This is a genomic window from Microvirga sp. 3-52, assembly GCF_018383585.1.
Taxonomy (GTDB): Bacteria; Pseudomonadota; Alphaproteobacteria; order Rhizobiales; family Beijerinckiaceae; genus Microvirga.
Genome location: NZ_JAHAMK010000051.1, coordinates 1 through 21,080, shown reverse-complemented (window position 1 = coordinate 21,080; position 21,080 = coordinate 1). Strand labels below are relative to the sequence as shown.

General features: G+C 63.2%; 21 protein-coding genes and 1 pseudogene. 9 read left to right on the top strand and 13 right to left on the bottom strand.

The features are described 5' to 3' along the window. Positions 1 to 177, top strand: a pseudogene (locus tag KHP60_RS23395) (IS630 family transposase); the annotation flags it as partial. A 124-nt stretch (positions 178 to 301) separates the two neighbouring features. On the opposite strand, the gene KHP60_RS23390 reads toward KHP60_RS23395, so the two are convergent. Both KHP60_RS23390 and KHP60_RS23385 read right to left on the bottom strand, forming a co-directional pair. After that, positions 302 to 1,216: an SMP-30/gluconolactonase/LRE family protein gene (locus tag KHP60_RS23390; RefSeq protein WP_213566686.1), complete on the bottom strand. Its 915-nt coding sequence runs from the start codon at positions 1,214 to 1,216 to the stop codon at positions 302 to 304. A gap of 18 nt (positions 1,217 to 1,234) precedes the next feature. Beyond that, positions 1,235 to 2,071, bottom strand: a complete 837-nt coding sequence (locus tag KHP60_RS23385) for a universal stress protein (protein ID WP_213566685.1) — start codon at positions 2,069 to 2,071, stop codon at positions 1,235 to 1,237. Positions 2,072 to 2,208: 137 nt separating this feature from the next. On the opposite strand from KHP60_RS23385, the gene KHP60_RS23380 reads away from it, so the two are divergent. After that, positions 2,209 to 3,261 carry a YdcF family protein gene (locus KHP60_RS23380; RefSeq protein ID WP_213566684.1) on the top strand — a complete coding sequence of 351 codons (1,053 nt, stop codon included), beginning with the start codon at positions 2,209 to 2,211 and terminating at the stop codon, positions 3,259 to 3,261. Positions 3,262 to 3,273: 12 nt separating this feature from the next. Here KHP60_RS23380 and KHP60_RS23375 read toward each other — a convergent pair whose 3' ends face one another. After that, on the bottom strand, positions 3,274 to 4,098 hold the full coding sequence (locus KHP60_RS23375) for a polyphosphate kinase 2 family protein (protein WP_213566683.1): 825 nt from the start codon (positions 4,096 to 4,098) through the stop codon (positions 3,274 to 3,276). Between the two features lie 139 nt (positions 4,099 to 4,237). Between KHP60_RS23375 and KHP60_RS23370 the strand changes: the two genes are divergently transcribed. Beyond that, positions 4,238 to 4,873, top strand: a complete 636-nt coding sequence (locus tag KHP60_RS23370) for a glutathione S-transferase family protein (protein ID WP_213566682.1) — start codon at positions 4,238 to 4,240, stop codon at positions 4,871 to 4,873. A gap of 3 nt (positions 4,874 to 4,876) precedes the next feature. Here the strand turns inward: KHP60_RS23370 and ligD are convergent, their stop codons facing one another. The 7 genes from ligD to KHP60_RS23335 all read right to left on the bottom strand — a co-directional run bounded on the left by ligD (position 4,877) and on the right by KHP60_RS23335 (position 13,928). Next, the gene (ligD, locus tag KHP60_RS23365) at positions 4,877 to 6,457 is read right to left on the bottom strand and encodes a non-homologous end-joining DNA ligase (RefSeq protein ID WP_213566681.1); all 1,581 of its coding nucleotides are present in this window, start codon (positions 6,455 to 6,457) and stop codon (positions 4,877 to 4,879) included. A 199-nt stretch (positions 6,458 to 6,656) separates the two neighbouring features. Beyond that, a complete protein-coding gene (locus KHP60_RS23360) occupies positions 6,657 to 8,306 on the bottom strand; it encodes an ABC transporter ATP-binding protein (RefSeq protein ID WP_249689072.1) in 1,650 nt (549 codons plus the stop codon). A 1-nt stretch (position 8,307) separates the two neighbouring features. After that, positions 8,308 to 9,450: an ABC transporter permease gene (locus tag KHP60_RS23355; RefSeq protein ID WP_213566679.1), complete on the bottom strand. Its 1,143-nt coding sequence runs from the start codon at positions 9,448 to 9,450 to the stop codon at positions 8,308 to 8,310. Between the two features lie 8 nt (positions 9,451 to 9,458). Next, complete coding sequence (locus tag KHP60_RS23350) at positions 9,459 to 10,379, bottom strand: ABC transporter permease subunit (protein ID WP_213566678.1); 921 nt, start codon at positions 10,377 to 10,379, stop codon at positions 9,459 to 9,461. 85 nt (positions 10,380 to 10,464) lie between these two features. Beyond that, complete coding sequence (locus tag KHP60_RS23345; protein WP_213566677.1) at positions 10,465 to 12,051, bottom strand: peptide ABC transporter substrate-binding protein; 1,587 nt, start codon at positions 12,049 to 12,051, stop codon at positions 10,465 to 10,467. Between the two features lie 171 nt (positions 12,052 to 12,222). Then, positions 12,223 to 12,657 (bottom strand): heme-binding protein, encoded by a 435-nt coding sequence (locus KHP60_RS23340; protein ID WP_213566676.1) that lies wholly within the window; start codon positions 12,655 to 12,657, stop codon positions 12,223 to 12,225. A gap of 44 nt (positions 12,658 to 12,701) precedes the next feature. Further along, complete coding sequence (locus KHP60_RS23335; protein WP_213566675.1) at positions 12,702 to 13,928, bottom strand: urate hydroxylase PuuD; 1,227 nt, start codon at positions 13,926 to 13,928, stop codon at positions 12,702 to 12,704. 202 nt (positions 13,929 to 14,130) lie between these two features. Here KHP60_RS23335 and uraH point away from each other — a divergent pair, with 202 nt between their 5' ends. From uraH to KHP60_RS23305, 6 genes are all read left to right on the top strand, one after another. Next, positions 14,131 to 14,484: a hydroxyisourate hydrolase gene (gene uraH / locus KHP60_RS23330; RefSeq protein ID WP_213566674.1), complete on the top strand. Its 354-nt coding sequence runs from the start codon at positions 14,131 to 14,133 to the stop codon at positions 14,482 to 14,484. 2 nt (positions 14,485 to 14,486) lie between these two features. Further along, positions 14,487 to 15,929 (top strand): allantoinase PuuE, encoded by a 1,443-nt coding sequence (puuE, locus tag KHP60_RS23325; protein ID WP_213566673.1) that lies wholly within the window; start codon positions 14,487 to 14,489, stop codon positions 15,927 to 15,929. Positions 15,930 to 16,007: 78 nt separating this feature from the next. Continuing rightward, positions 16,008 to 16,454 carry a peptidoglycan-binding protein LysM gene (gene lysM, locus KHP60_RS23320; RefSeq protein WP_213566672.1) on the top strand — a complete coding sequence of 149 codons (447 nt, stop codon included), beginning with the start codon at positions 16,008 to 16,010 and terminating at the stop codon, positions 16,452 to 16,454. 67 nt (positions 16,455 to 16,521) lie between these two features. After that, a complete protein-coding gene (locus KHP60_RS23315; RefSeq protein WP_213566671.1) occupies positions 16,522 to 16,839 on the top strand; it encodes a rhodanese-like domain-containing protein in 318 nt (105 codons plus the stop codon). A gap of 134 nt (positions 16,840 to 16,973) precedes the next feature. After that, entirely contained in the window at positions 16,974 to 17,411 is a 438-nt protein-coding gene (locus KHP60_RS23310; protein WP_213566670.1) for a cytochrome c, read from the top strand. Positions 17,412 to 17,470: 59 nt separating this feature from the next. Further along, a complete protein-coding gene (locus tag KHP60_RS23305; protein WP_213566669.1) occupies positions 17,471 to 18,418 on the top strand; it encodes a cytochrome c in 948 nt (315 codons plus the stop codon). Positions 18,419 to 18,591: 173 nt separating this feature from the next. On the opposite strand, the gene KHP60_RS23300 is transcribed toward KHP60_RS23305, so the two are convergent. From KHP60_RS23300 to KHP60_RS23290, 3 genes are all read right to left on the bottom strand, one after another. Next, a complete protein-coding gene (locus KHP60_RS23300; RefSeq protein ID WP_152714444.1) occupies positions 18,592 to 19,209 on the bottom strand; it encodes a helix-turn-helix domain-containing protein in 618 nt (205 codons plus the stop codon). 105 nt (positions 19,210 to 19,314) lie between these two features. Next, a complete protein-coding gene (locus KHP60_RS23295) occupies positions 19,315 to 20,247 on the bottom strand; it encodes a DMT family transporter (protein ID WP_213566668.1) in 933 nt (310 codons plus the stop codon). Positions 20,248 to 20,361: 114 nt separating this feature from the next. Beyond that, a complete protein-coding gene (locus KHP60_RS23290) occupies positions 20,362 to 20,619 on the bottom strand; it encodes a CBU_0592 family membrane protein (RefSeq protein WP_213566667.1) in 258 nt (85 codons plus the stop codon). Positions 20,620 to 21,080: the final 461 nt, after the last annotated feature.

Here is a 21,080-nt window from a genome sequence, read left to right as displayed (position 1 = left end):
TACAGTCCGGATTTGAACCCGATTGAGCAGGTCTTCTCACAGATCAAAGCACATTTGCGCAAAGCCGAAGCCCGGACCGTCGAGGCGCTCTGGCGGGCCATCGGCGACATCTGTGATCTCGTCGAGCCCGAGGCATGCCGTAACTACTTCACCGCAGCCGGATACGGATTCGTCTGAATGACCGGTGCTCTAGAGCATCGGACCCACAAGTGGACTTGCACTTTTGGGATCGATCCGATGCTCCCTCCTTTGGGTCCGCACGATGCGCTAGGCATCTGCCGGCTTGGAAAACGTCTTGGGATCAGAAAGTCTTGGCCCCGTTCACCGGCAGCATGATCGCGTAGAGCGACGTGGTGGCGCAGATGTAGAGCCGGTTCCTTTTCGGCCCGCCGAAGACGACGTTCGCCACACCCTCCGGGACCAGGATTTTGCCGATCAGGGTGCCGTCGCTGTCGTAGCAATGGACCCCGTCTCCGGCGCTGGTCCAGATCCGTCCGGCCTCGTCCAAGCGGAGGCCGTCGAACAGGCCATGGGTGCACGTGGCGAAGACCTTGCCGCCCGAGAGGCTGCCGTCGGCCTTCACGTCGAAGACGCGGATATGGCGTGGCCCGTCCTTGACGTGGGTCGCGCCGGTATCGGCCACATAGAGGCGCGTTTCGTCGGGCGAGAACGCGATCCCGTTCGGGCGGACGAAATCGTCGGCCACGATGGCGACGTCGCCCGTCCGAGGATCGACCCGGTACACATGGCAGGCGCCGACCTCGCTGTCCGCCTTGTGGCCCTCGTAATCGGAATCGATGCCATAGGCCGGATCCGTGAACCAGATCGAGCCGTCTGACTTTACCACCACGTCGTTGGGAGAGTTGAGGCGCTTGCCCTGATGATGGCTGGCGAGCACGGTGATTGAGCCGTCGTGCTCGGTGCGCGTGACCCGCCGGTTGCCGTGTTCGCAGGTGACGAGGCGGCCCTGACGGTCCACGGTGTTGCCATTGGAGTACCCGGCCGGATGGCGAAAGATGCTGACGGAGCCGGAGGTCTCGTCGAAGCGCATCATGCGGTCGTTGGGGATGTCGCTCCACACGAGATAGCGGCCGGCCGGGAAATAGGCCGGGCCCTCCGCCCAGCGGCAGCCCTCCGCCAGTTTCTCCAGACGCGCCGATCCGATGAACAGACGCTGGAAGCGATCGTCGAGAACAACGGCGACATCTCTGAACATCGAATCCGGTATGTCCTGTCAGTGAGCCATCAGAACGGGAATGGCCGTGTTGCTCAGGATGTGGCTTGTGGCGCCGCCGAAGAACATCTGCCTGAGACGGCTCTGGGTATAGGCTCCCTTCACGAGAAGGTCGCAACCGAGAGCAACGGCTTCGGACAGGATGGTCTCGCCGGGCCGGTTCGACGGATCCGGCGCCGTGATCGCCTCCGCCGGCAGATCGTGCATCCTCAGGTGCCGGGCAAGCTCCGATCCGGACGGGCCGGGGACGCCCCAATCTTCGAGTTCGAGAACGACGATGCGCCGGGCCTTCTTGAGCAGGGGCATCGATCCCAGGACCGCGCGGGCCGTTTCCGTGCTCCGGTTCCAGGCGATCACGGCGGTGTCGGCGAAGGTCCGGGGGGCGGTCGGCGGCGCGATGAGAACCGGACGACCGGTCTCGAACAGGGCCGCCTCGACGGTGGACAGGCGGGTCTGACCGTTCGATCCATCCGGCCGCCCCACCACGACGAGGTCGAAAACCCGGCCATAGGCGCCGAGGAAGGCGTCCTCCATCAGGCCATCCTGGCGCCAGCCGGAACTCAGGCCCGGAAGACCCGCGGATGCCCGCGCAATCTGCTGCGTCGTCATGAAGGCCTCGAACCGCTCGCGGCAGGCGCGGGCCATTTCAAGGCGGTTCTCCGGAGTGATGGGGGAGGGCACGCCGATGGCGATGTCCACCGGCAGGACCACCGGATAATCGGGGGTGATCGCAATCCCCTCGATATAGCTGTCGAACATCCGGCCGAGATGCAGGGCCACCTGCAGCTGAGGCTCGACGATGCCGTGATCTTCAATGGGAACGAGAATGTTCTTCATAAGGATTATTGTCGCGCTTAAATCTGCGCTCGGCAAGACCATCCGAAAGTTCACCCCGGACTGTGGATGGAAATGGGTTTGACATCCGATCGTCGTCGGCTCCAGCTTGAATGGCCCGGCAAATCAAGGAGCCTTTCATGCGTAAGTTCGCGACCCTCGGCGCAGCCACTCTCCTCACGGTGTCCGCATCGCTCACGGCACATGCCTTCGATCCCGGCAACACGAGCCGGATCAAGACGCTCGTGGATACGGGCATGCAATATTACTGGTCCGGCGGGGATGTGAAGAAGGCGGAAGCCGAAGTCTTCAAGGGCATCACCCTGCATGGCCGCTACGACGTAGTGGAAAAGGCGTTCGCGGAGGCCTCTTCGCTCGCACCCGAGCGCCTCGATTTCCGCTTTGCCGTCGCCTCGTCCCAGATCCTGCAGAAGAACCTTGCCGGCGCCCGCGCCACCTATGAGGACATCCTCGCCAAGGACCCGGCTTCCTTCGACGCCCAGGCTTGGCTCGCGGCGCTCGCCCGGATCGAAGGCAAGGCCGACGAGGCCGCGTTGACGGATCAGGCCCTGGCCGGTCTCGACCGGACACGCTCGGAAGCCTATCGCCAGCGTTTCGCCCGCGCCGAGGCCATCATGGCCGAGCGCCCGAACGTGGATGTGCCCAGTGTTCCGGGCCGCGTCATGATCGTCACCCTCGGCTATGCGCTTGCCAAGGACGGCACCGCGGAGAAGCCTCTCCTCGACCGCCTGGACGTGGCGCTGAAGGCCGCCAATGCCAACCCGACGGCCCGGGTCATGGTCACCGGCGGCCAGCCCCAGGCCGGCGTCACCGAGGGCGACGTCATGACCAAGTGGCTGGTGGAGAGGGGCGTCGACCGGGATCGCATCCTGATCGAGGACAAGTCGAAGGATACGGTCGGCAACGTGCTGAACGTCGCCAACCTCCTGAAGCGCCACACGGCCGATGCGGTCATCCTGGTAACGAGCTCCAGCCACATGCGCCGCGCCCGCACATTGCTCGAGGATGCCTTCCGTCAATACGACATCAGCGCGCCGATCCTGCCGGTCGTGGCTCTCGACGCGCCTTCGATCGAGGAGGCCGCGAAGGTCTCGAAGGACGAGAGGATGGTGATCTACCGCGATCTCATGCGGGTCTCGGGGCTGTGGGCCTACCCGGGCATCCAGCAGTAGACCGGGAATTCTCTAGCCGACCTTGAAGTCTCCCGGGTCCCAGGAGACTTTCGGATATTGCGGGTCCATCTCCTCGAGGGTGGCCTTGACGATGGTCGCGACGGCCGCGTTGCGCACCCACTTCCGGTCCGCGGGAATGACGTGCCAGGGCGCCCATTCGGTCGAACAGCGATTGAGCATGATCTCGTAGGCGGCCTGGTACTCGTCCCAGTGCTCCCGGTCTTCCAGGTCGCTCGGATTGAACTTCCAATGCTTCGCCGGATCGTCGAGGCGCGCCTGTAGGCGCTCCTTCTGCTCGTCTTTTGAAATGTGGAGCATGAACTTGAGGACCGTCGTGCCGGTCTCGACAAGCATCTTCTCGAACGCGTTGATCTGCTCGTAGCGCTGCTCGATCACCTCCTCGGAGGCAAGCTTGCGGACCTTCCCGATCAGCACGTCCTCATAATGGGAGCGGTTGAAGATGCCGATGGTGCCGCGCCTCGGACAGGCGGCATGGACGCGCCAGAGATAATCGTGCTCCAGCTCGAGTCGTGAGGGCGGACCGAAGGCGTGGACCGAGACGCCCAGAGGCCCGGTCGCATTGAAGACGCTGCGGATCGTGCCGTCCTTGCCCGACGTATCCGTGCCCTGGAGGATCACGAGCAGGGCACGGGAGCCCTCCGCGTAGAGCCGGTCCTGCAGGGTATCGATGTCCTTCGCGAGGGCGGCCGTGGCGGCCTTGGTTTCCTGCTCGTCGCCGAAGAGGGATTTGTCGCGCGGATTGCGGTCCCACAGCCGGATCGTTTCGCCGGGTTCGACACAGAACTTCTTCAACACGGCCTGCTCCTGATCCGCCATTCCCGATCCTCCACGTCTCCAGGACGATAGGGCATGCCTGTGAGAAAGGAAGGTTGGGATCGTCGCCGATGCGCTCTTTACGGGCCTCGTGGCAGGACTTACCAGAGTTCTGCCAGTCAGGATGGAAGAGGCTGCCACGATGCTTTCACTCTACTACTACCCGGGCAATGCCAGCCTGCTGCCGCATATGATGCTGCGGGAAATCGGTGCCGAGTTCGAGCTTCGCCTCGTGGATCGGGGGCAGAACGCCCAGAGAAGCCGGGAGTATCTCAAGCTCAATCCCGGCGGACGCATCCCGGTTCTGATCGACGGCGATCTGGTCCTGTTCGAAACCGCAGCCGTCGCCTTGCATCTCGCCGACAAATTCCCGGATGCGGGCCTTGCACCCGCCGTTGGAACGGCCGAGCGGGCCGAGTTCTATAAATGGATCATCCATCTCACGAACACGCCGCAGGTGGAGTATCGCGCCTGGTTCTATCCGCACGAGCACGTGACCGACGAGGCCGCGGCACCGACCGTCAAGCAGGCGGCCAGCGAGCGCCTCAACCGCATGTTCGACGTGATTTCCGAGCAGCTCGGCGACAGAACATGGCTTCTCGGCGAGCGCTTTTCCGCCGCAGACCTCTTCCTGTTCATGCTGATACGCTGGGGACGTGGCCTGCCGCGCCCGCCGCGCAGCATTCCGAATCTGAATGCTCTTGCCGAGCGGGTGCTGGCGCGGCCAGCTGTTCAGAAAGCGCTTGAGGCGGAAGGGATCAAGGCTCCGATCTTCTGAGCCTTACTTCCTGTGCGAATTCCGCTTCGAAGGCTGGCGTTGGGGCAGCACCTGATCGACCTTGCTCATTCCCGCCCATGGGTCTCGTTTCAGCGAAGCGAGGCGCCTGCCTAAATTCTCGACAGTGAAGCCGTTAGGTTTGAGATCCGGTGACAATTCCTCCCAGGCGACCGGCGTGGCCACGGGAGCGCCGGGCCGCGAGCGGGTGGAGTAGGGCGCAACCGCCGATGCCTCGCGGTTGTTGCGCAGGTAATCGATGAAGATGCGGCCCTCGCGTTCCTGCTTGACCGAGGTGGTCGTATAGCGATCCGGCTCGTCGGCCGCCATGGCTTCGGCGATTTCCCGCGTGAAGGCGAGAGCATCCTTCCAGAGCGCCTTCGGTTTCAAAGGCACGACCACATGCAGGCCCTTGCCGCCCGTGGTCTTGACGAAGCTTTCCAGCCCGAGTCCTTTCAGACGCTCGCGGACAGCGACCGCCCCTTCGATCACCCGCGGCCATTCCACGCCTTCTCCCGGATCGAAGTCGAAGATGAGGCGATCAGGCCGTTCCAGGTCAGCCAGTGTCGCACCCCAGACATGCATCTCGAGGGCGCCGGATTGCACAAGCGCAACGACGCCCTGGATGTCGGTGACCGTCAGGGCTTCCTGCTCGCCGCCGTTGTCCGGAATCATGGTGCGATGAATAAGATCGCTCATGCCTGCCCAGGAATGACGCTGGACGAAGCACTTCTTTTCCGCGCCGCCAGGGCAGCGGATGAGCGTGAGAGGGCGGTTGGCCAGATGTGGCAGGAGCCAATCGGCAATGCCGGCATAGAATTCCGCGAGTTCCTGCTTGGTGAGGTCTTGGTCCTCCCACAGCACACGCTCTGGATGGGTGAGTGGCACGCCGGCGACTTCGGTCTCAGCGGCCTTGGTGGATTTGCCCCTTGATGACGCTCGCTTGGTGGGCTGTTCCGTCGTCACGGATGGGGCTTTCTTTGCGGAAGCTTTCCGCTTCGCGGTGCTCTTCACTGCGTGGCCCGGAGCAATCTCCTCCAGCGAGCGCCCGGTTTTCACCGACAGAGGCGCCTCATCGAGAATGTCCGGATCGTCTTCACTGCGTGCATCGGCATCGTCGGCTTTGATCAGGAGCCAGGATTCCTGTCGTTCGCGCGGGCGCTTGGCCATGCGGACGAGATGCCACGTCCCGTGCAGCTTCTCGCCTTCCAACCGAAAGGTGAGGCGGCCTTTCTCGTAGCCTTCGTGAGGATCGCCTTCAGGCTCCCATGTTCCGCGATCCCACAGCATAACGGTGCCGCCGCCATATTGGCCTTCCGGAATGGTGCCTTCGAAGTCGCCATAATCGAGCGGGTGATCCTCGACATGGACCGCAAGGCGCTTCTCGCCCTTGACGAGGCTCGGACCCTTCGCCACCGCCCAGCTCTTCAGCACCCCGTCGAGCTCCAGACGGAAATCGTAGTGCAGGCGGGAGGCGTCGTGCTTCTGGATGACGAAGGAGGCTCCTCGGCGCCGGGAGGCTTTGCCTGCCGGCTCGGAAGTTTTGGTGAAGTCGCGCTTGGCGCGATAGGCTGCGAGCTTTGCCATGGCGCGGAGTCAAATCCGCGCCCGGCCATCTGGTTCCAGCCTTGAGATGCCAGTTAAATTTCAGCCTCTACAGCCCTCATCCTGAGGAGGTCACGTCAGTGACCGTCTCGAAGGAGGATCCAGTGCTCTCTGGAGGCTCCTTCGAGACGCAGCCTGCGGCTGCTCCTCAGGATGAGGCTGGAGAGTGATGGTCCTGCTCTCAAGAGGCCAAGGGCTGGGTGGCCGCCTCGGCCAGGCCGCGCTCGGTCAGGAAGGCCGCCGCGATCAGGTCGCGGGTATATTCCTCCTGCGGCCTGTCGAAGATCTCTCCGGCCGTACCGCGCTCCACCACCTTGCCGCTCTTCATCACTATGATCTCGTCCGAGAGCGCGCGCACGACCGCGAGGTCGTGGCTGATGAAGATGTAGGCGAGGCCATGGGCCTTCTGCAGGTTGCGCAGCAGCTCGACAATCTCCTTCTGGACCGAGCGGTCCAGGGCCGAGGTCGGCTCGTCGAGAACGACGAGCTTCGGATGGAGGATCATGGCGCGGGCGATGGCGATGCGCTGACGCTGGCCGCCAGAGAACTCGTGCGGGAAGCGGTTTCGCCAGGCCGGATCGAGCTGAACCTCGTCGAATGCCTGGGCTGCACGCCGGTCGCGCTCCTTGCGGGAGATGCTCGGCTCATGGACGAGAAGACCCTCGGTGACGATCTCTCCCGCCGTCATGCGTGGCGAGAGGGAGCCGAAAGGATCCTGGAACACGAGCTGCAGATGCCGCCGCAAGGGCCGCATCCCACCCCGATCGAGGGGCATGAGGTTGCGGTCCTCGAACCGCACCATGCCCGAGGCGGGCTGCAGGCGCAGGATGGCGCGGCCGAGGGTCGACTTGCCCGAGCCGGACTCGCCCACGACGCCGACCGTCTCGCCGGCGCGAACCCTCAGGCTCACGTCGTCGACGGCCCGAAGCACGTGGGTCGCCTTGCCGAAGAAGCTCTTTTCGAGCGTGAACTGGACCGCGATGTTCCTCGCATCGAGCACCATCGGGGCCGTGGACGCGACCGGCTCCTTGCGACCGGTCGGCTCGGCATCGATGAGCATCTGCGTATAGGGATGCTTGGGCGCCGCGAAGATGTCGTCGGTGAGGCCGCTTTCGACGACCTCGCCGCGCTTCATCACATAGGTGCGGTCGGCGAAGCGGCGCACGACGCCGAGATCGTGGGTGATGAACACGATCGACATGCCGAGCCGCTTCTGCAGATCCGCCAAAAGCTCCAGGATTCGGGCCTGGACGGTCACGTCGAGAGCTGTTGTCGGCTCGTCGGCGATGAGCACGTCCGGATTGTTCGCGAGCGCCATGGCGATCATCACGCGCTGGCGCTGGCCGCCGGACATCTCGTGCGGATAGGCGTCGATGCGCCGGGCCGGGTCCGGAATGCGAACGAGCTCCAGAAGCTCAATGGCGCGCTTGCGGGCCGCGGCCTTGCTCAGGCCGCCATGGGTCGTGAGCGGGAGGCTAAGCTGATCCCCGATCTTGTAGAGCGGATCGAGGGAGGTCATCGGCTCCTGGAAGATCATGGTGAGCTTGGAACCGCGGTAGTGGTTGAGCCTGCCGGGGGAGAGGCCCACGAGTTCGTCGCCGCGATACTTGACCGAGCCTTCGGCCCAGCCATTCGAGGCGAGGAGACCCATGACGGACATCATGGTCTGGCTCTTGCCCGATCCGGACTCGCCGACGATGGCGACGGTCTCGCCCGGATTGATGTCGAGGTCGATGCCCTTCACCGCATGGAGAATGCCGTCGCCGGTGCGGAATCGGACGTGAAGGTTGCGGACGGAAAGAACGGGTTCGGCCATAGTGGCGTCCTTCATGTCAGCGATCCTTCGGGTCGAGAGCATCGCGCAAGCCGTCGCCGATGAAGTTCAGGCAGAAAAGGATCGCGACAAGCGTGATGGAGGGATAGATCAGCATCCACGTGGCGCCCTGAATGTTCTTGGCGCCTTCCGAGATCAGAACGCCGAGGCTGGTATTGGGCTCCTGAACGCCCAGGCCGAGGAAGGAGAGGAAGCTCTCCAGAAGGATCACCTTCGGCACGAGAAGAGTCATGTAGACCACGACGGGTCCAAGCGTATTGGGGATCACGTGGCGGCGGATGATGCCCTTCGACTCGACGCCCAATGCCTCCGCGGCCTGGACGTATTCCTGCCGCTTGATGGAGAGCGTCTGCCCCCGGACGATGCGTGCCATGTCGAGCCACTCGACGGCGCCGACCGCAATGAACATGAGCACGAAATTGCGGCCGAAGAACACCACCAGCATGATCACGAAGAAGATGAAGGGCAGCGAGTAGAGGATGTCGACGACGCGCATCATCACGAGATCGACGCGTCCCCCGAGATAGCCGGACGTGGCGCCATAGATCACGCCGATGAGGATCGCCACGAAGGTGGCGAGCAGGCCGATGGCAAGCGAGACCTGGCCCGCCTTCATGGTGCGGGTGAGAAGATCGCGCCCGTTGGTATCCGTTCCGAAGAGGAAGAGCTGCCGTTTCAGAGGGACATCGACAACGAGGCGCTGGCCGTCCTGCTGCTTTTCCACGACGCGGGCCGGGCCGAACAGGTCCGAGCGCTCGAAATAGGCGAGCAGGCGCTCGTCGATCGGTCGGCTGCTGGAGCTCACCAGGGTGAGATGCACCACGTCGTTGTCGATCGAGATGTTCTCGGGCTTGGCGCGAACGCGGGCGCCGATGCGCTCGATGTTCGGCTCGATCTGATCGGCCTTCGGATAAGCCTCCAGGCTCGCCGGCACCTTCACGTAGTCCGGGTAGACCCGATCGAAGGGGTGCCCTGTGAAGAACGGCCCGAAGATGCAGGCGAGCGCGATCAGACCCAGCACGATGATGCTGGTCAGCGCGGCACGGTTGCGGACGAGACGCCCGCGGGCCTCGGCCCAGAGGGAGCGTCCGGTGATGGGACCCGTCATGGTCTCGACGGGAAGAACGGCGCCTTCAGCCATGGGAGATCTCACTCGTAGCGAATGCGCGGATCGATAAGCGCGTAGAGAATATCGACCACGAGGTTGAAGAGCAGAACGAAGACGGCGACCACGACCACCGTACCCATGACGAGGGTGTAGTCACGGTTGAGGGCGCCTTCGACGAAGTAGCGTCCGATGCCCGGGAGACCGAAGATGGTTTCCACCACGACGGAGCCGGTGAGCAGGGCGGCCGCCGCGGGTCCGAGATAGGACACCACAGGGAGGGCCGCTCCGCGCAGGGCGTGGGTGACGATCACGCGGGTGGGCAGGCCCAGCGAGCGCAGGGTGCGGATGTGGTTGGAGCGCAGGTTCTCGATCATGGCGGCGCGGGTCATGCGCGAGACGACCGCGATCTGCGGCAGGGCCAGGACCAGCACGGGCAGGATGAGATTGCGGATGTTCCCGTTGGCCCAGCCGGCCACCGGCAGCCATGCAAGGGCCAGGCCGAAGACGATCTGGAAGATCGGCGCCACGACGAAGTTCGGGATGGTCAGGCCGAGCGCGCCCATCCCGGTCACCAGGTAATCGATGGTGCTGTTCTGGCGCAAAGCCGCGATGGAGCCGAGGGTGCCGCCGACGAGGATGGCGAAGGACAGGGCCAGGGCGCCCAGCGTCATTGAGATGGGAAGGCCGCGGGCGAACAGTTCACCCACGGAGAAGTCGCGCAGGATGAAGGAGGGGCCGAAATCGCCCCGCGCGACGGCGCCGAGATAGAGCAGGTACTGCTCGAAGAGCGGCTTATCGAGCTGATAGATCCGGTTGAGGTTTTCCATCACCTTGGCCTCGAGGGGCCTCTCCAGATCGAACGGTCCGCCGGGCGCGAGCCGGATCAGGAAGAACGAGATGGTGATAATGACGAAAAGGGTAGGGATGGCCGACAAGAAGCGGCGAAAGATGAAGGAGAGCACGGAAAGCTCCTCCTGCTGCTACAGCATAACAGTAAAAGAATAGGGCGGCCTGACAAGCAGACCGCCCCCCTTATCAGATTTATTTTTACTGTGTCTTCGAGAGGAACCGCGTCGGATAGACGCCCCGGGTGTTCTGCACGAAGCCCTTGATCTTCGGCGAGATCAGGTTGCTCTTGCCGTAGTACATGATCGGGATCCAGGGCATGTCCTTCATGAGGATCGCCTCGGCCTGCTTGAGCATGTCGGCGCGCTTCTTCAGATCGAGTTCCTTGGCCGCGCTGTCGAGCAGCTTGTCGAACTCCGGATTATTGTACTTGCCGTAGTTGAAGCCCTTGTTGTCGCTCTTGAGCAGGAACAGGAAGTTGTTCGGATCCGAGTAGTCGGCGATCCAGCCGTAGCGGGCGATGTCGAAGTCGCCGCCATCACGCAGATGGGCAAAGTGGGTCTTGCCGTCCGTGTTGATGAAGGAGGTCTCGATGCCGGCCTGCTTCCACTGCTCGGAGATGGCGATCACCGTATTCCGGTTGTTGTCCGTCGTGTTGTAACGGATCTCGACCTTCAGCGGCTTGCCGGCACCGAAGCCTGCTTCCGTAAGGAGCTTCTTGGCGGCGTCCTCTCGGTCGATCGGCGACTGGTCCTTGTAGGTCATGTAGGCCGGATCGCCGTAATTGCCCACACCCGGAGGCATGAACGAATAGCCCGGCTGCATGGTCTGACCCCAGATCTGCTCGGCGATGAACTCGCGGTCGACCAGCATGGACAGAGCCTGGCGCACGCGCACGTCGTTGAAAGGAGCCTTGGAGGAGTTCACGACCATGTACCAGGTGCCGAGATACGGCCCGAGGCGAACCTGATCCTTGAAGCGCTCCTTGAGCGACTTCATCTGGTCGGCCGGCACGTCGTCCGTGGTATCGAGTTCGCCGGCCTCATAGCGGCGGACCATGGCCGCGAAGTCCGGGGTCGGGAAGTAGTTGACCGTGTCGATCTGGACGTTCTTGGCGTCGTAGTAGTTCTCGTTCTTGGCCAGCTTGATGTGGGAGTTCGGCACGAACTCGACCAGCTTGTAGGCGCCGTTCGTCACCATGTTGCCCGGCTTCACGAAGTCCTTGCCAAACTTCTCGACCGAGGCCTTGTGCACGGGCTGGCTGGTCTGGTGGGTCAGCAGCTCGATGAAGTAGGGGGTTGGCGACTCGAGGGTGATCTCGACGATCTTGGCATCGATCGCCTTCACGCCGAGCTCTTCGGGCTTGCCCTGGCCCTTGTTGATCTTCTCGGCATTCTTGATGGGATACAGGATATTGGCGTATTTCGCGCCCGTCGCCGGATCCATGATGCGGCGATAGGAATAGACGAAATCTTCCGCCGTGACCGGATCACCGTTCGACCACTTCAAGCCATTACGAAGCGTAAAGCGATAGGTCTTGCCATCGTCGCTGACTTCCCACTTCTCGGCTTGGCCGGGGACGGCTTCGCCCTTGGCGTTATAGGTCACGAGGCCTTCAAGCATGTCGCGCAGGATGTGGGATTCCTGGACGGTCGAGGTCTTATGGGTGTCGAGCGTCTCAGGCTCGCCCGAATTGGCGCGGTTGTAGACGACTTCAGCCGACGCGACGCCCATGAGGGCAGCCGAGGCGACGGCGGCAAGAGCCGTGCGTTTGATCCATGATGACATCGGACGCGTTCCCTTTCAGATTTTATATCGAATTCTTGGAATGTCTCGATCAGAGCCGGTAGGGCAGTGACCTTGCCCTATTTGTTGATCAATCAACTGTTTATGTCCAGTACTATCCCTGAAGACGGCGAAAACCACGCAAAAGCAAAGCCTTAAGGTCGCGGGGAGGGGTCAGGCCCCGGCGTCGAACACCAGTCCGGCGGCCTCGATCCCGCTGGCCGCGGCGATTTCGTCATTGTCGGAGGTGTCGCCTGAGACGCCCACCGACCCCAGAATTGCTCCCTGTCCATCCTTGATCAGGACGCCGCCCGGAACGGGCACGAGCTGCCCGCCGACCGCATGGGTGGCCGAGGCCACGAAATACGGCCGATCCACCGCCATCTTGTGAAGGGCCCGCGAGCCGATGCCGAGGGCGAGGGCGCCGTAGGCCTTGCCCATGGCGATCTCGGCCCGCTTCAGGCTGGTGCCGTCCTCCGACAGGAGGGCCTTGAGGGCGCCCCTTGCATCGTAGACGACGACGGACAGCGGCTTGAAGGATTTTTCCCGCGCGGTCTTGAGGGTGGCGGTGGCGATTTTCTGGGCCGTTTCCAGGGTGAGTTCGGTCACTCGGTTACTCCATTGGTTGTGGTTGTCGGTGCGCATGTACAGGGTCAGCGAGTGGCCGTTTCCTTGGCCGCGAGCCAGGTTGCCACGGCCTTGCGCTCGTCCAGGGTCATCTCGGTGATGTTGTTGGGCGGCATGGCGTGGGTCAGCACGCTCTGGATGCGAATGATCTCCCCATGGCGGGCGATCTCCTCCGGCGTATCGAGGCGAACGCCCTTTGGGGCGATGGTGATGCCATCCCAGACCGGTTCGGCCGCATGGCACATGGAACAGCGGGACTGGATCGCGAGCACGGCCTCATCGAAGGATGCCGTAACGGTGGCGGGCGTCGCATCCGCAGGAACGGCGGCCAGGTTGGCGTTGCCGGGCTTGCCGAGGATGGAGAGCCAGATCGCGAGCGTGATGGACGCGGCGGCAACGCCCCAGGTCCACCAGGGCGATCCCTTGCCCGCGTGCTGCGAGTTGAAGAAGTGCCGGATCACGGCTCCGGCGATCACGATCAGCCCGATGATGGCGACCGCATAGCGCGACGACCACGCCAGCGGGTAATGGTTCGACAGCATCAGGAAGATGACGGGCAGGGTGAGATAGTTGTTGTGCGTCGAGCGCAGCTTGGCTTCCTTCCCAAGCTTCGGATCGGGCGAACGGCCCGCCAGAAGTTCGGCGACCACCTTCTTCTGGTTCGGGATGATGATGAAGAAGACGCTCGCCGACATCCAGGTGGCGATCATCGCGCCCGTATGGAGAAAGGCCGCGCGGCCGTTGAAGACCTGGGTAAAGGCGGAAGCAGCCAGCAGGATATAGACGAAGAGCACGACGCCGAGGACGATGCCGTTCTTGCCCAGCGGCGAGCGACAGAGCCCTTCATAGACGAACCAGCTCACGGCGATGCCGCCGATGCCGATGGCGGGTGCTTGCCAGAACTCCAGGGCGCGGACGGCCGGATCGATGGTGTAGAGGTCCGCGTGGAGATAATAGACCCACACGATGAGGAAGAAGCCGCTGATCCAGGTGGAATAGCTCTCCCACTTGAACCAGGTCAGTTCCTTGGGCATTTCGGGCGGCGCGACGAGATACTTGCGCATGTTGTAGAACCCGCCGCCGTGAACCTGCCACGCCTCGCCCCCGACGCCTTCGGGCAGCCCCTCCCGCTTCTTCAGGCTGAGATCCAGATGGATGAAATAGAAGGACGAGCCGATCCAGGCGATCGCGGTAATCACATGGATCCAGCGGATGATCTGGCTGATCCATTCGGAAATTTGCGGGTCGAGCATGCAGCCACTTGGTCAGATAAGGACATCACAGCCTAGGGCCCGGCTCCCCTTGGCGGAAGGCCCATTCTGCCGATTTTTCAACAGGATCCCTGTCGCGTAAGCCCAAGACTTGTGCAACTAGACTTATGGATGCGCTTGACGGCGGAACCTGCTCCCGAAAGATTCCAACCGTCGAAGGATGCGACACCGACTGCGAGGCCTTATGGGACGCCTGTCCACCCACGTTCTGGATACCGTGAACGGCAAGCCCGCGCACGGGGTCGCCATCGAGCTTTTCGCCCTCGAGGGCGAAATGCGCCGTTCCGTCGTGCAGACGACAACGAATGCCGATGGACGCACGGATGCGCCACTGATGATCGGCGATGCGTTCCACACGGGAACTTACGAACTCGTCTTCGCGGTCGGAGCCTATTTCACGTCTGTCGGCACCGCCACGGCCGATCCGCCGTTTCTGGATGTCGTACCGGTCCGCTTCACCATCGCAGATCCCGACGGTCATTATCACGTTCCGCTCCTCGTCTCACCCTGGAGCTACTCCACCTATCGAGGAAGCTGACCTTGCCCGAGTCCTCCTATCCCCGCGACCTCGTCGGCTATGGCCGCAACCCGCCCCATCCGCGCTGGCCGAACGGAGCCCGGATCTGCGTCCAGTTCGTGATCAACTACGAGGAGGGGGGCGAGAACAACATCCTCCACGGCGACCGCGCATCCGAGGCGTTCCTGTCGGAGATCGTGGGTGCGCAGCCCTGGCTCGGCCAGCGGCACATGAGCATGGAGTCGATCTACGAATACGGCTCCCGCGCCGGCTTCTGGCGCCTGTGGCGGATGTTCACCGAGCGCGGCCTGCCGGTGACCGTCTACGGGGTTGCGACGGCCCTCATGCGCAACCCGGACGCGGTCGCCGCCATGAGGGAGGCCGACTGGGAGATCGCGAGCCACGGGCTCAAGTGGATCGACTACCGGGACTTCTCGGCGGAAGAAGAGCGGGCGCATATGAAGGAGGCGATCCGCATCCACACGGAGGTGACGGGCGAGCGGCCTCTCGGCTGGTACACGGGCCGCACCTCGGAGCACACCAATCGCCTCGTGGCGGAGGAGGGCGGTTTCCTCTACAGCGCCGATTCCTATGCGGACGAACTGCCCTATTGGGAAGCCCATGGCGACCGGCAGCAGCTGATCGTGCCGTATACGCTGGATGCCAACGACATGCGCTTTGCGACCCCGCAGGGCTTCAACGCGGGCGACCAGTTCTTCGCCTATCTGAAGGACAGCTTCGACACGCTTTACGCGGAAGGCGAGACTGCGCCGAAGATGCTGTCGGTCGGGCTTCATTGCCGTCTCGTCGGCCGTCCCGGACGCGCCGCGGCTCTGGCCCGGTTTCTGGATTATGTCGGCTCCCACGAGAAGGTCTGGGTGGCACGGCGCGTCGACATCGCCCGCCACTGGATCCGCCATCATCGTCCTGCCGATGTGAAGCCCAGCCGCATGAGCCGGATGGTGTTCGTCGAGCTCTTCGGCGACATCTTCGAGCATTCGCCCTGGATCGCGGAGCGCACCTTTGACGCCGGAATGACCACGGGCCAGGATACGGCCGAGGGGCTTCATGCGGCGATGGTCCAGGTGCTCTCGCAGGCAACCCACGAGCAGAAACAGGCGCTGATCAACGCCCATCCGGATCTCGCCGGGCGCCTGAAGCTTGCCGATCTCACGACCGATTCCCGCAGCGAGCAATCCTCCGCCGGGCTCGACAGCCTGACGGAGGAGGAACGCGACCGGTTCTTGAAGCTGAACGATGCCTACAGGCAGAAATTCGGCTTCCCCTTCATCATGGCGGTGAAGGGCCGCTCGAAGGAAGAGATCCTCGCGGCCTTCGAGGAGCGGCTGGATCATGAAACGGACGAGGAGTTTGAAACCGCCATCGGGCAGATCGAACTGATCGCCCTGCTCAGGCTCAAGGATCGCCTGCCGTCGCTGGCCGATGTCTTCTCGAACCTGGCCTGATCGGAACCCTCGGGACGACCGCGCGTCTTCATCTCAGCTTGGCCATCATGAGCCGGGCGGGAGCAGGAGGAGGACGATATGGGTCTGTTCAAATTCATCAAGGAGGCCGGAGCCAAGATCTTCGGCGGCAGCGCCGCCGCCGCAACTCCGGAGAAGCTGCAGCAGGAGGTCCAGGGCCATGGTTTCGACGCGACCAAGCTCGGGATCCAGGTCGAAGGCGACAAGGTGAAGCTGTCGGGCCAGGCCACCAGCCAGGAAGAGGCCGAGAAGATCATCCTCTCCCTTGGCAATACCTACGGCGTGGCCGAGGTCGATACGAGCGAGCTCAAGGTCCAGCAGCCCGCTGAAGTCTCGACCATGTATACGGTCCAGAAGGGCGACACCCTCTGGGAGATCGCCGAGAAGCATTACGGCAAGGGCAAGGGCGCGAAATATACCGAGATCGTCAAGGCCAACTCGCCGCCGGTGAAGGATCCGGACATGATCCAGCCGGGCTGGGTGCTGCGAATTCCGCCCCTCGCCTGAGCCGGGACGAGATTGCGCTTCTCCCTGCGAAGCCGCTATGAGTGGCCCATTGCAGGGAGGAAATCTCATGAGTGAAGCGCCAAGAGTCATCGATCTCGACCGCGAGGCCGTCAAGCAGGGGCTTCGCGAGGGCTCATTCGTGCTGGTCGATGTCCGCGAACCGCATGAATTCGCCGCGGGGCACATTCCTGGAGCCGTTTCCCATCCACTCTCGTCCTTCGATCCATCCGCTCTGCCCGAGGACAGGCGGATCGTCTTTTCCTGCGCGGCAGGGGTCCGGTCGGTGAGGGCCATCGAGGCCGCACAGGCGGCCGGTCGGGACATCCGCGAGCACTACAAGGGCGGCTTCAAGGATTGGGCCTCTGCCGGAGAGCCTGTGGAATAATCGGGCGGCGAGGGCACCTCACATAGATTTGTTCCAAAGTGGAGTGCTCAAGCTTGACGAGATGTGCGCTAATGCCGGCCCGCTGACGATGGTTCGTCACAAAGGCCATCCTCGCGTCTGAGAGGGAAGAACATATGAAGCGTACTATTTTTGTCGCCAGCCTTCTGGCGCTCGGAGTGACGGCCGCTATCGCACAAAGCAACGTCGTCGAGCAGCGCCAGGGTCTCATGAAGGAGATGGGAGCGCAGACGCGTCCCCTCGGCGGCATGCTGCGCGGCCAGGAGCCGTTCGACCTCGCCAAGGCCCAGGCCAGCCTTCAGGTTCTTGCGGTGAATGCCGAAAAGGCCGGCCCGCTGTTTCCGGAGAGCTCCAAGAACGCTGAGAAGACCGATGCTCTTCCGGCCATCTGGGAGAACAAGGCGAAGTTCGATTCGATCATGACGAAGCTCCGCACGGACGCCCAGACGGCGATCGCCTCGATCAAGGACGAGGCCTCGTTCAAGACGGAGTTGCCGAAGGTGCTGCAGAACTGCGGCGCCTGCCACAACGACTTCCGGAAGAAGAGCTCCTAACATAGAGAGCCTGAGGATGGGCGGCCTTTGGGCCGCCCGTTTCATTTGGAGAAGGGTCGATGCGTAAGGCGATCGTGGGTCTTCTGATTCTGGCCGTCATCGGAGCATTGGGCTTCTGGGGGCTGACCTCACCGGCAGCCTATGCGCTCATCCGCGGCAACGCTCAGGCCTCCTCGGACGCGCCGTCCAGCTCAAATCGTCAGCCCGATCTGGAAAATGGCCGTACCCTGTTCTTCGCCGGGGGGTGCACGTCCTGCCATGCGGTGCCCAGTCAGGCCGACAAGCTTCGGCTCGGCGGCGGCTACGCACTCAAGTCGCCCTTCGGCACCTTCCACGTTCCGAACATCTCGCCCCACAAGCAGGACGGCATCGGCTCCTGGAGCACGGCTGATTTCGTTCGGGCCATGCGCGAGGGCGTCTCTCCCGACGGCCGCCACTATTATCCGGCCTTTCCGTATGTCAGTTATGCCAAGATGCCGGAAGCCGATCTGCAGGACCTCTTCGCCTTCATGCAGACGCTGCCCGCAGTGGAAGGTAGGGCTCCCGATCATGACCTGCCGTTTCCATTCAACATCCGCCGCGGCGTCGGTCTCTGGAAGCTCGCTTTCCTGGATGGGACGGTCTTCACCCCTGATCCGTCCAAGTCCGCGAGCTGGAACCGAGGTGCTTATCTGGTGAACGGGCCAGGACATTGCGCCGAGTGCCACAGCGAGCGCAACGCCGCGGGTGCCATCATCGAGGATCGGCGCTTTGCCGGCGGGCCCGATCCGGAGGGCCGAGGTATCGTTCCCAACATCACCCCTCATCCGAGCGGTATCGGGGGTTGGACGGCGGATGACCTCACGACCCTGCTGAAGACCGGAGAGACGCCGAATTTCGACACGGTCGGCGGGCCCATGGGGGCCGTGGTGGCCAATACGGCCCAGATTCCCGATGGTGACCGTCAGGCCATGGCGGAATACCTGCTGTCCCTGCCGGCGAGGCAGGGCTTCAAGAAGCCGGAGTGAAGAAGGCCCGACCACACACCCTCTCACGTCATGGCCGGGGACGGCCATGACGATGCTGTGAGGCGCTGTGCCTTTCCGATCGGGATCACCGGCACAAGGCCGGTGATGACGAAGAAGGGAGTGCTAGCCGCAGGATGAGCCCTCTGTGTGTGCGAGATCCTGACTGGAGGATCTCAATCCATCACGGCGGCCTTCAGGATGCAGACCATGGTGGCGCGGCCGGGCGCATTGCCGATGCAGCGCACGGAATGGGGGCGATCGCAGCGGTAGCGCAGGCTTTCCCCGGCTTTCGCCTGCTGGGTCACGCCGCCGACCTCGACTTCGAACTCTCCGTCCAGAACGGACAGGCACTCCACGGAGCCGCGCTGATGGCTGTCGGAATCGAGCACGCCGCCGGGCTCGGACTGCACGTCGTACCATTGCAGCCACTCGATGGTCTTGAGCCACCCGATGATGGCCAGGCGCATCTTGCCGTCCTCGGACACGAGGATCGGGGTGTCGGCCTTGGAGGATTTCTCGATGAAGGGCTCCTCGTCCCCGGAGGCGAGAACCCGCTCGATCGAGACGTCCAGGGCCTGGCTCAGCCGCCAGATGGTGGCAAGCGTCGGGTTGGTCTCGTTGCGCTCGATCTGGCTGATGATGGACTTCGCCACGCCGGACTGCTCGGCCAGTTCGGACAGGGACAGGTTGTACGCCTTCCGCAACCGCTGGATCGTCTTGCCCATGTTGCCGGAGAGAACCTGTGCGCCCGATTCCAGGTCCCGGCTCCGCTCTTTGCCCTCGACACCCATGACTGCCTCTGTTCTGAAAAAGAGAACGTTCGTTCCTCAAAACGGTTGTGGGGTAATCGACCGGATGGGTCAAGCACCGGCGCGGTCGCGGCGCTCCTTTTAGGCTCAGACCCCGGGTCTTTGGGGGGCGGCCTGGAACTCCTTGGTCCGCAGGAGCCCGAGCCGATGCTCGCGCCAGACGATGAAGAGACCCGTCGCGGCGACGATGATCGCGCCGGTCAGCACGGTCGCGGTGGGCAGATCCCCGAACATGAACCAGCCGAACAGGAGCGCCCAGATCATGGTGGTGTACTCGAAGGGTGCGATCACCGAGGTGTCCGCGTAGCGGTAGGATTGCGTGACCAGGATCTGCCCGACGCCGCCCAGGATGCCGATGAGAATGAACAGGGCGAGGTCCATGGAATCCGGCATGCGCCAGCCCAGGGCGATCGTGCAGAGCGACAGACCGGACGCCATGATGAAGAAGTAGAAGACGATGGCGCCGGTCTTCTCGGTCTGGGTCAGGCGCCGAACCTGGATCATGGCGCCGGCCGAGCAGAAGGCGCCGGCGAAGGCCAGCATGGCGCCGAGCGTTGGTCCCGCGTTCAGGTCCCCGCCGAAGGTGCCGAGCTTCAGGTAAGGCGACAGCATGATCAGGACGCCGACGAAGCCAATGCCGACCGCCGTCCACCGATAGGCGCGCACCGTCTCCTTCAGGAGGAGCGCCGCCAGGATTACGGCGATCAGGGGCGAGGCATAGCCGATCGCGATGGCGTCATGGAGGGGGAGGTAGGACAGGGCGGCAAAGCCGAGATACATCGCGCCCGTGCCGATGAAGCCGCGCTTGAAATGGCCGACGACGTTCTTCGTCCGCACGGCATTGATGAGGTCGCCTTCCCATTTCAGCCACAGCAGCAGCGGCAGCAGCGCGAAGGCCGAGCGGAAGAAGACGATCTCTCCGACAGGATAGCGGGCGGCAAGCGTCTTGAGGGTCGCCGACATCATCGTGAAGACGACAGCGGAGATGACTTTGAGGGAGATCCCCAGAAGAGGTTTCACGGGAGGCGGGTTTTCACGCATGGCGTCGCTTGAAGGAGGACTGCAACGAACCACGGACGAGCCGCCCCGTGAACCCCCAATCGGCACGCAAGCCCCTGCGTCGGACGCATGGGTTTAGGAACGAGCCGTCCGCGAGCGCTTGCCTTGGGACCGTATGAAGCCGATCGCTGTCAGTATCAGCCATGCGGATTGGGTCACGAAGGACGCCAAATTGAAATCGTACAGCAATGAATAAAGGATCAGCAACGCGCCCAAGGCGTTGAGAAGCGCATAACGATTGTCTTCGACCTTCAAGGTGCCCAACTGCAGCAGCCCGTATGCCGACAGGTAGGCTGCAACCCCGACCAGCCCGACGAAGTCAGGTCCATTCATCAACGATCTCCGCCCGATCCGATGCAGAGCCTCTACGGCAAATCGAACCGGCTTGGAATTGGACTTTTTGGCCGACCCGAGAAGCGGGCCGGAAAGAGGACACAAGAACGGACACGCCTCCCGGGACCAACATCCTCTCCCCGTCCGGCACCCTCCTGGGTCACACCCGCCTTCGTCCCGCACCCGCCCTCGTCCTGCACCGCCTTCGCCCTGCACCCTCCCCCATCACACCCTCCGGCGTCATGGCCGGGCTTGACCCGGCCATCCCGATCGGAAGAGCGCGGCGCTGTTCCGGTCGGGATCACCGGCACAAGGCCGGCGATGACGTGGAGGGCGTGGTCAGGCCTGGGGACAATGTTCTCACTTTGTTCTTGACACTGTGTTGCACACAAGCTAGAGAGTTGCCTTAGATCGGTTCCTGACGAGGGGCGCGCTCGAGGCGTCGCAGCGTGGGAGCCGGC

What these genes read in the sequence shown, in the direction of transcription:
- KHP60_RS23390 (WP_213566686.1), bottom strand. Translation starts at nt 1,216, where the DNA reads ATGTTCAGAGATGTCGCCGTTGTTCTCGACGATCGCTTCCAGCGTCTG.
- KHP60_RS23385 (WP_213566685.1), bottom strand. Translation starts at nt 2,071, where the DNA reads ATGAAGAACATTCTCGTTCCCATTGAAGATCACGGCATCGTCGAGCCT.
- KHP60_RS23380 (WP_213566684.1), top strand. Translation starts at nt 2,209, where the DNA reads ATGCGTAAGTTCGCGACCCTCGGCGCAGCCACTCTCCTCACGGTGTCC.
- KHP60_RS23375 (WP_213566683.1), bottom strand. Translation starts at nt 4,098, where the DNA reads ATGGCGGATCAGGAGCAGGCCGTGTTGAAGAAGTTCTGTGTCGAACCC.
- KHP60_RS23370 (WP_213566682.1), top strand. Translation starts at nt 4,238, where the DNA reads ATGCTTTCACTCTACTACTACCCGGGCAATGCCAGCCTGCTGCCGCAT.
- ligD (WP_213566681.1), bottom strand. Translation starts at nt 6,457, where the DNA reads ATGGCAAAGCTCGCAGCCTATCGCGCCAAGCGCGACTTCACCAAAACT.
- KHP60_RS23360 (WP_249689072.1), bottom strand. Translation starts at nt 8,306, where the DNA reads ATGAAGGACGCCACTATGGCCGAACCCGTTCTTTCCGTCCGCAACCTT.
- KHP60_RS23355 (WP_213566679.1), bottom strand. Translation starts at nt 9,450, where the DNA reads ATGGCTGAAGGCGCCGTTCTTCCCGTCGAGACCATGACGGGTCCCATC.
- KHP60_RS23345 (WP_213566677.1), bottom strand. Translation starts at nt 12,051, where the DNA reads ATGTCATCATGGATCAAACGCACGGCTCTTGCCGCCGTCGCCTCGGCT.
- KHP60_RS23335 (WP_213566675.1), bottom strand. Translation starts at nt 13,928, where the DNA reads ATGCTCGACCCGCAAATTTCCGAATGGATCAGCCAGATCATCCGCTGG.
- uraH (WP_213566674.1), top strand. Translation starts at nt 14,131, where the DNA reads ATGGGACGCCTGTCCACCCACGTTCTGGATACCGTGAACGGCAAGCCC.
- lysM (WP_213566672.1), top strand. Translation starts at nt 16,008, where the DNA reads ATGGGTCTGTTCAAATTCATCAAGGAGGCCGGAGCCAAGATCTTCGGC.
- KHP60_RS23315 (WP_213566671.1), top strand. Translation starts at nt 16,522, where the DNA reads ATGAGTGAAGCGCCAAGAGTCATCGATCTCGACCGCGAGGCCGTCAAG.
- KHP60_RS23310 (WP_213566670.1), top strand. Translation starts at nt 16,974, where the DNA reads ATGAAGCGTACTATTTTTGTCGCCAGCCTTCTGGCGCTCGGAGTGACG.
- KHP60_RS23305 (WP_213566669.1), top strand. Translation starts at nt 17,471, where the DNA reads ATGCGTAAGGCGATCGTGGGTCTTCTGATTCTGGCCGTCATCGGAGCA.
- KHP60_RS23300 (WP_152714444.1), bottom strand. Translation starts at nt 19,209, where the DNA reads ATGGGTGTCGAGGGCAAAGAGCGGAGCCGGGACCTGGAATCGGGCGCA.
- KHP60_RS23290 (WP_213566667.1), bottom strand. Translation starts at nt 20,619, where the DNA reads ATGAATGGACCTGACTTCGTCGGGCTGGTCGGGGTTGCAGCCTACCTG.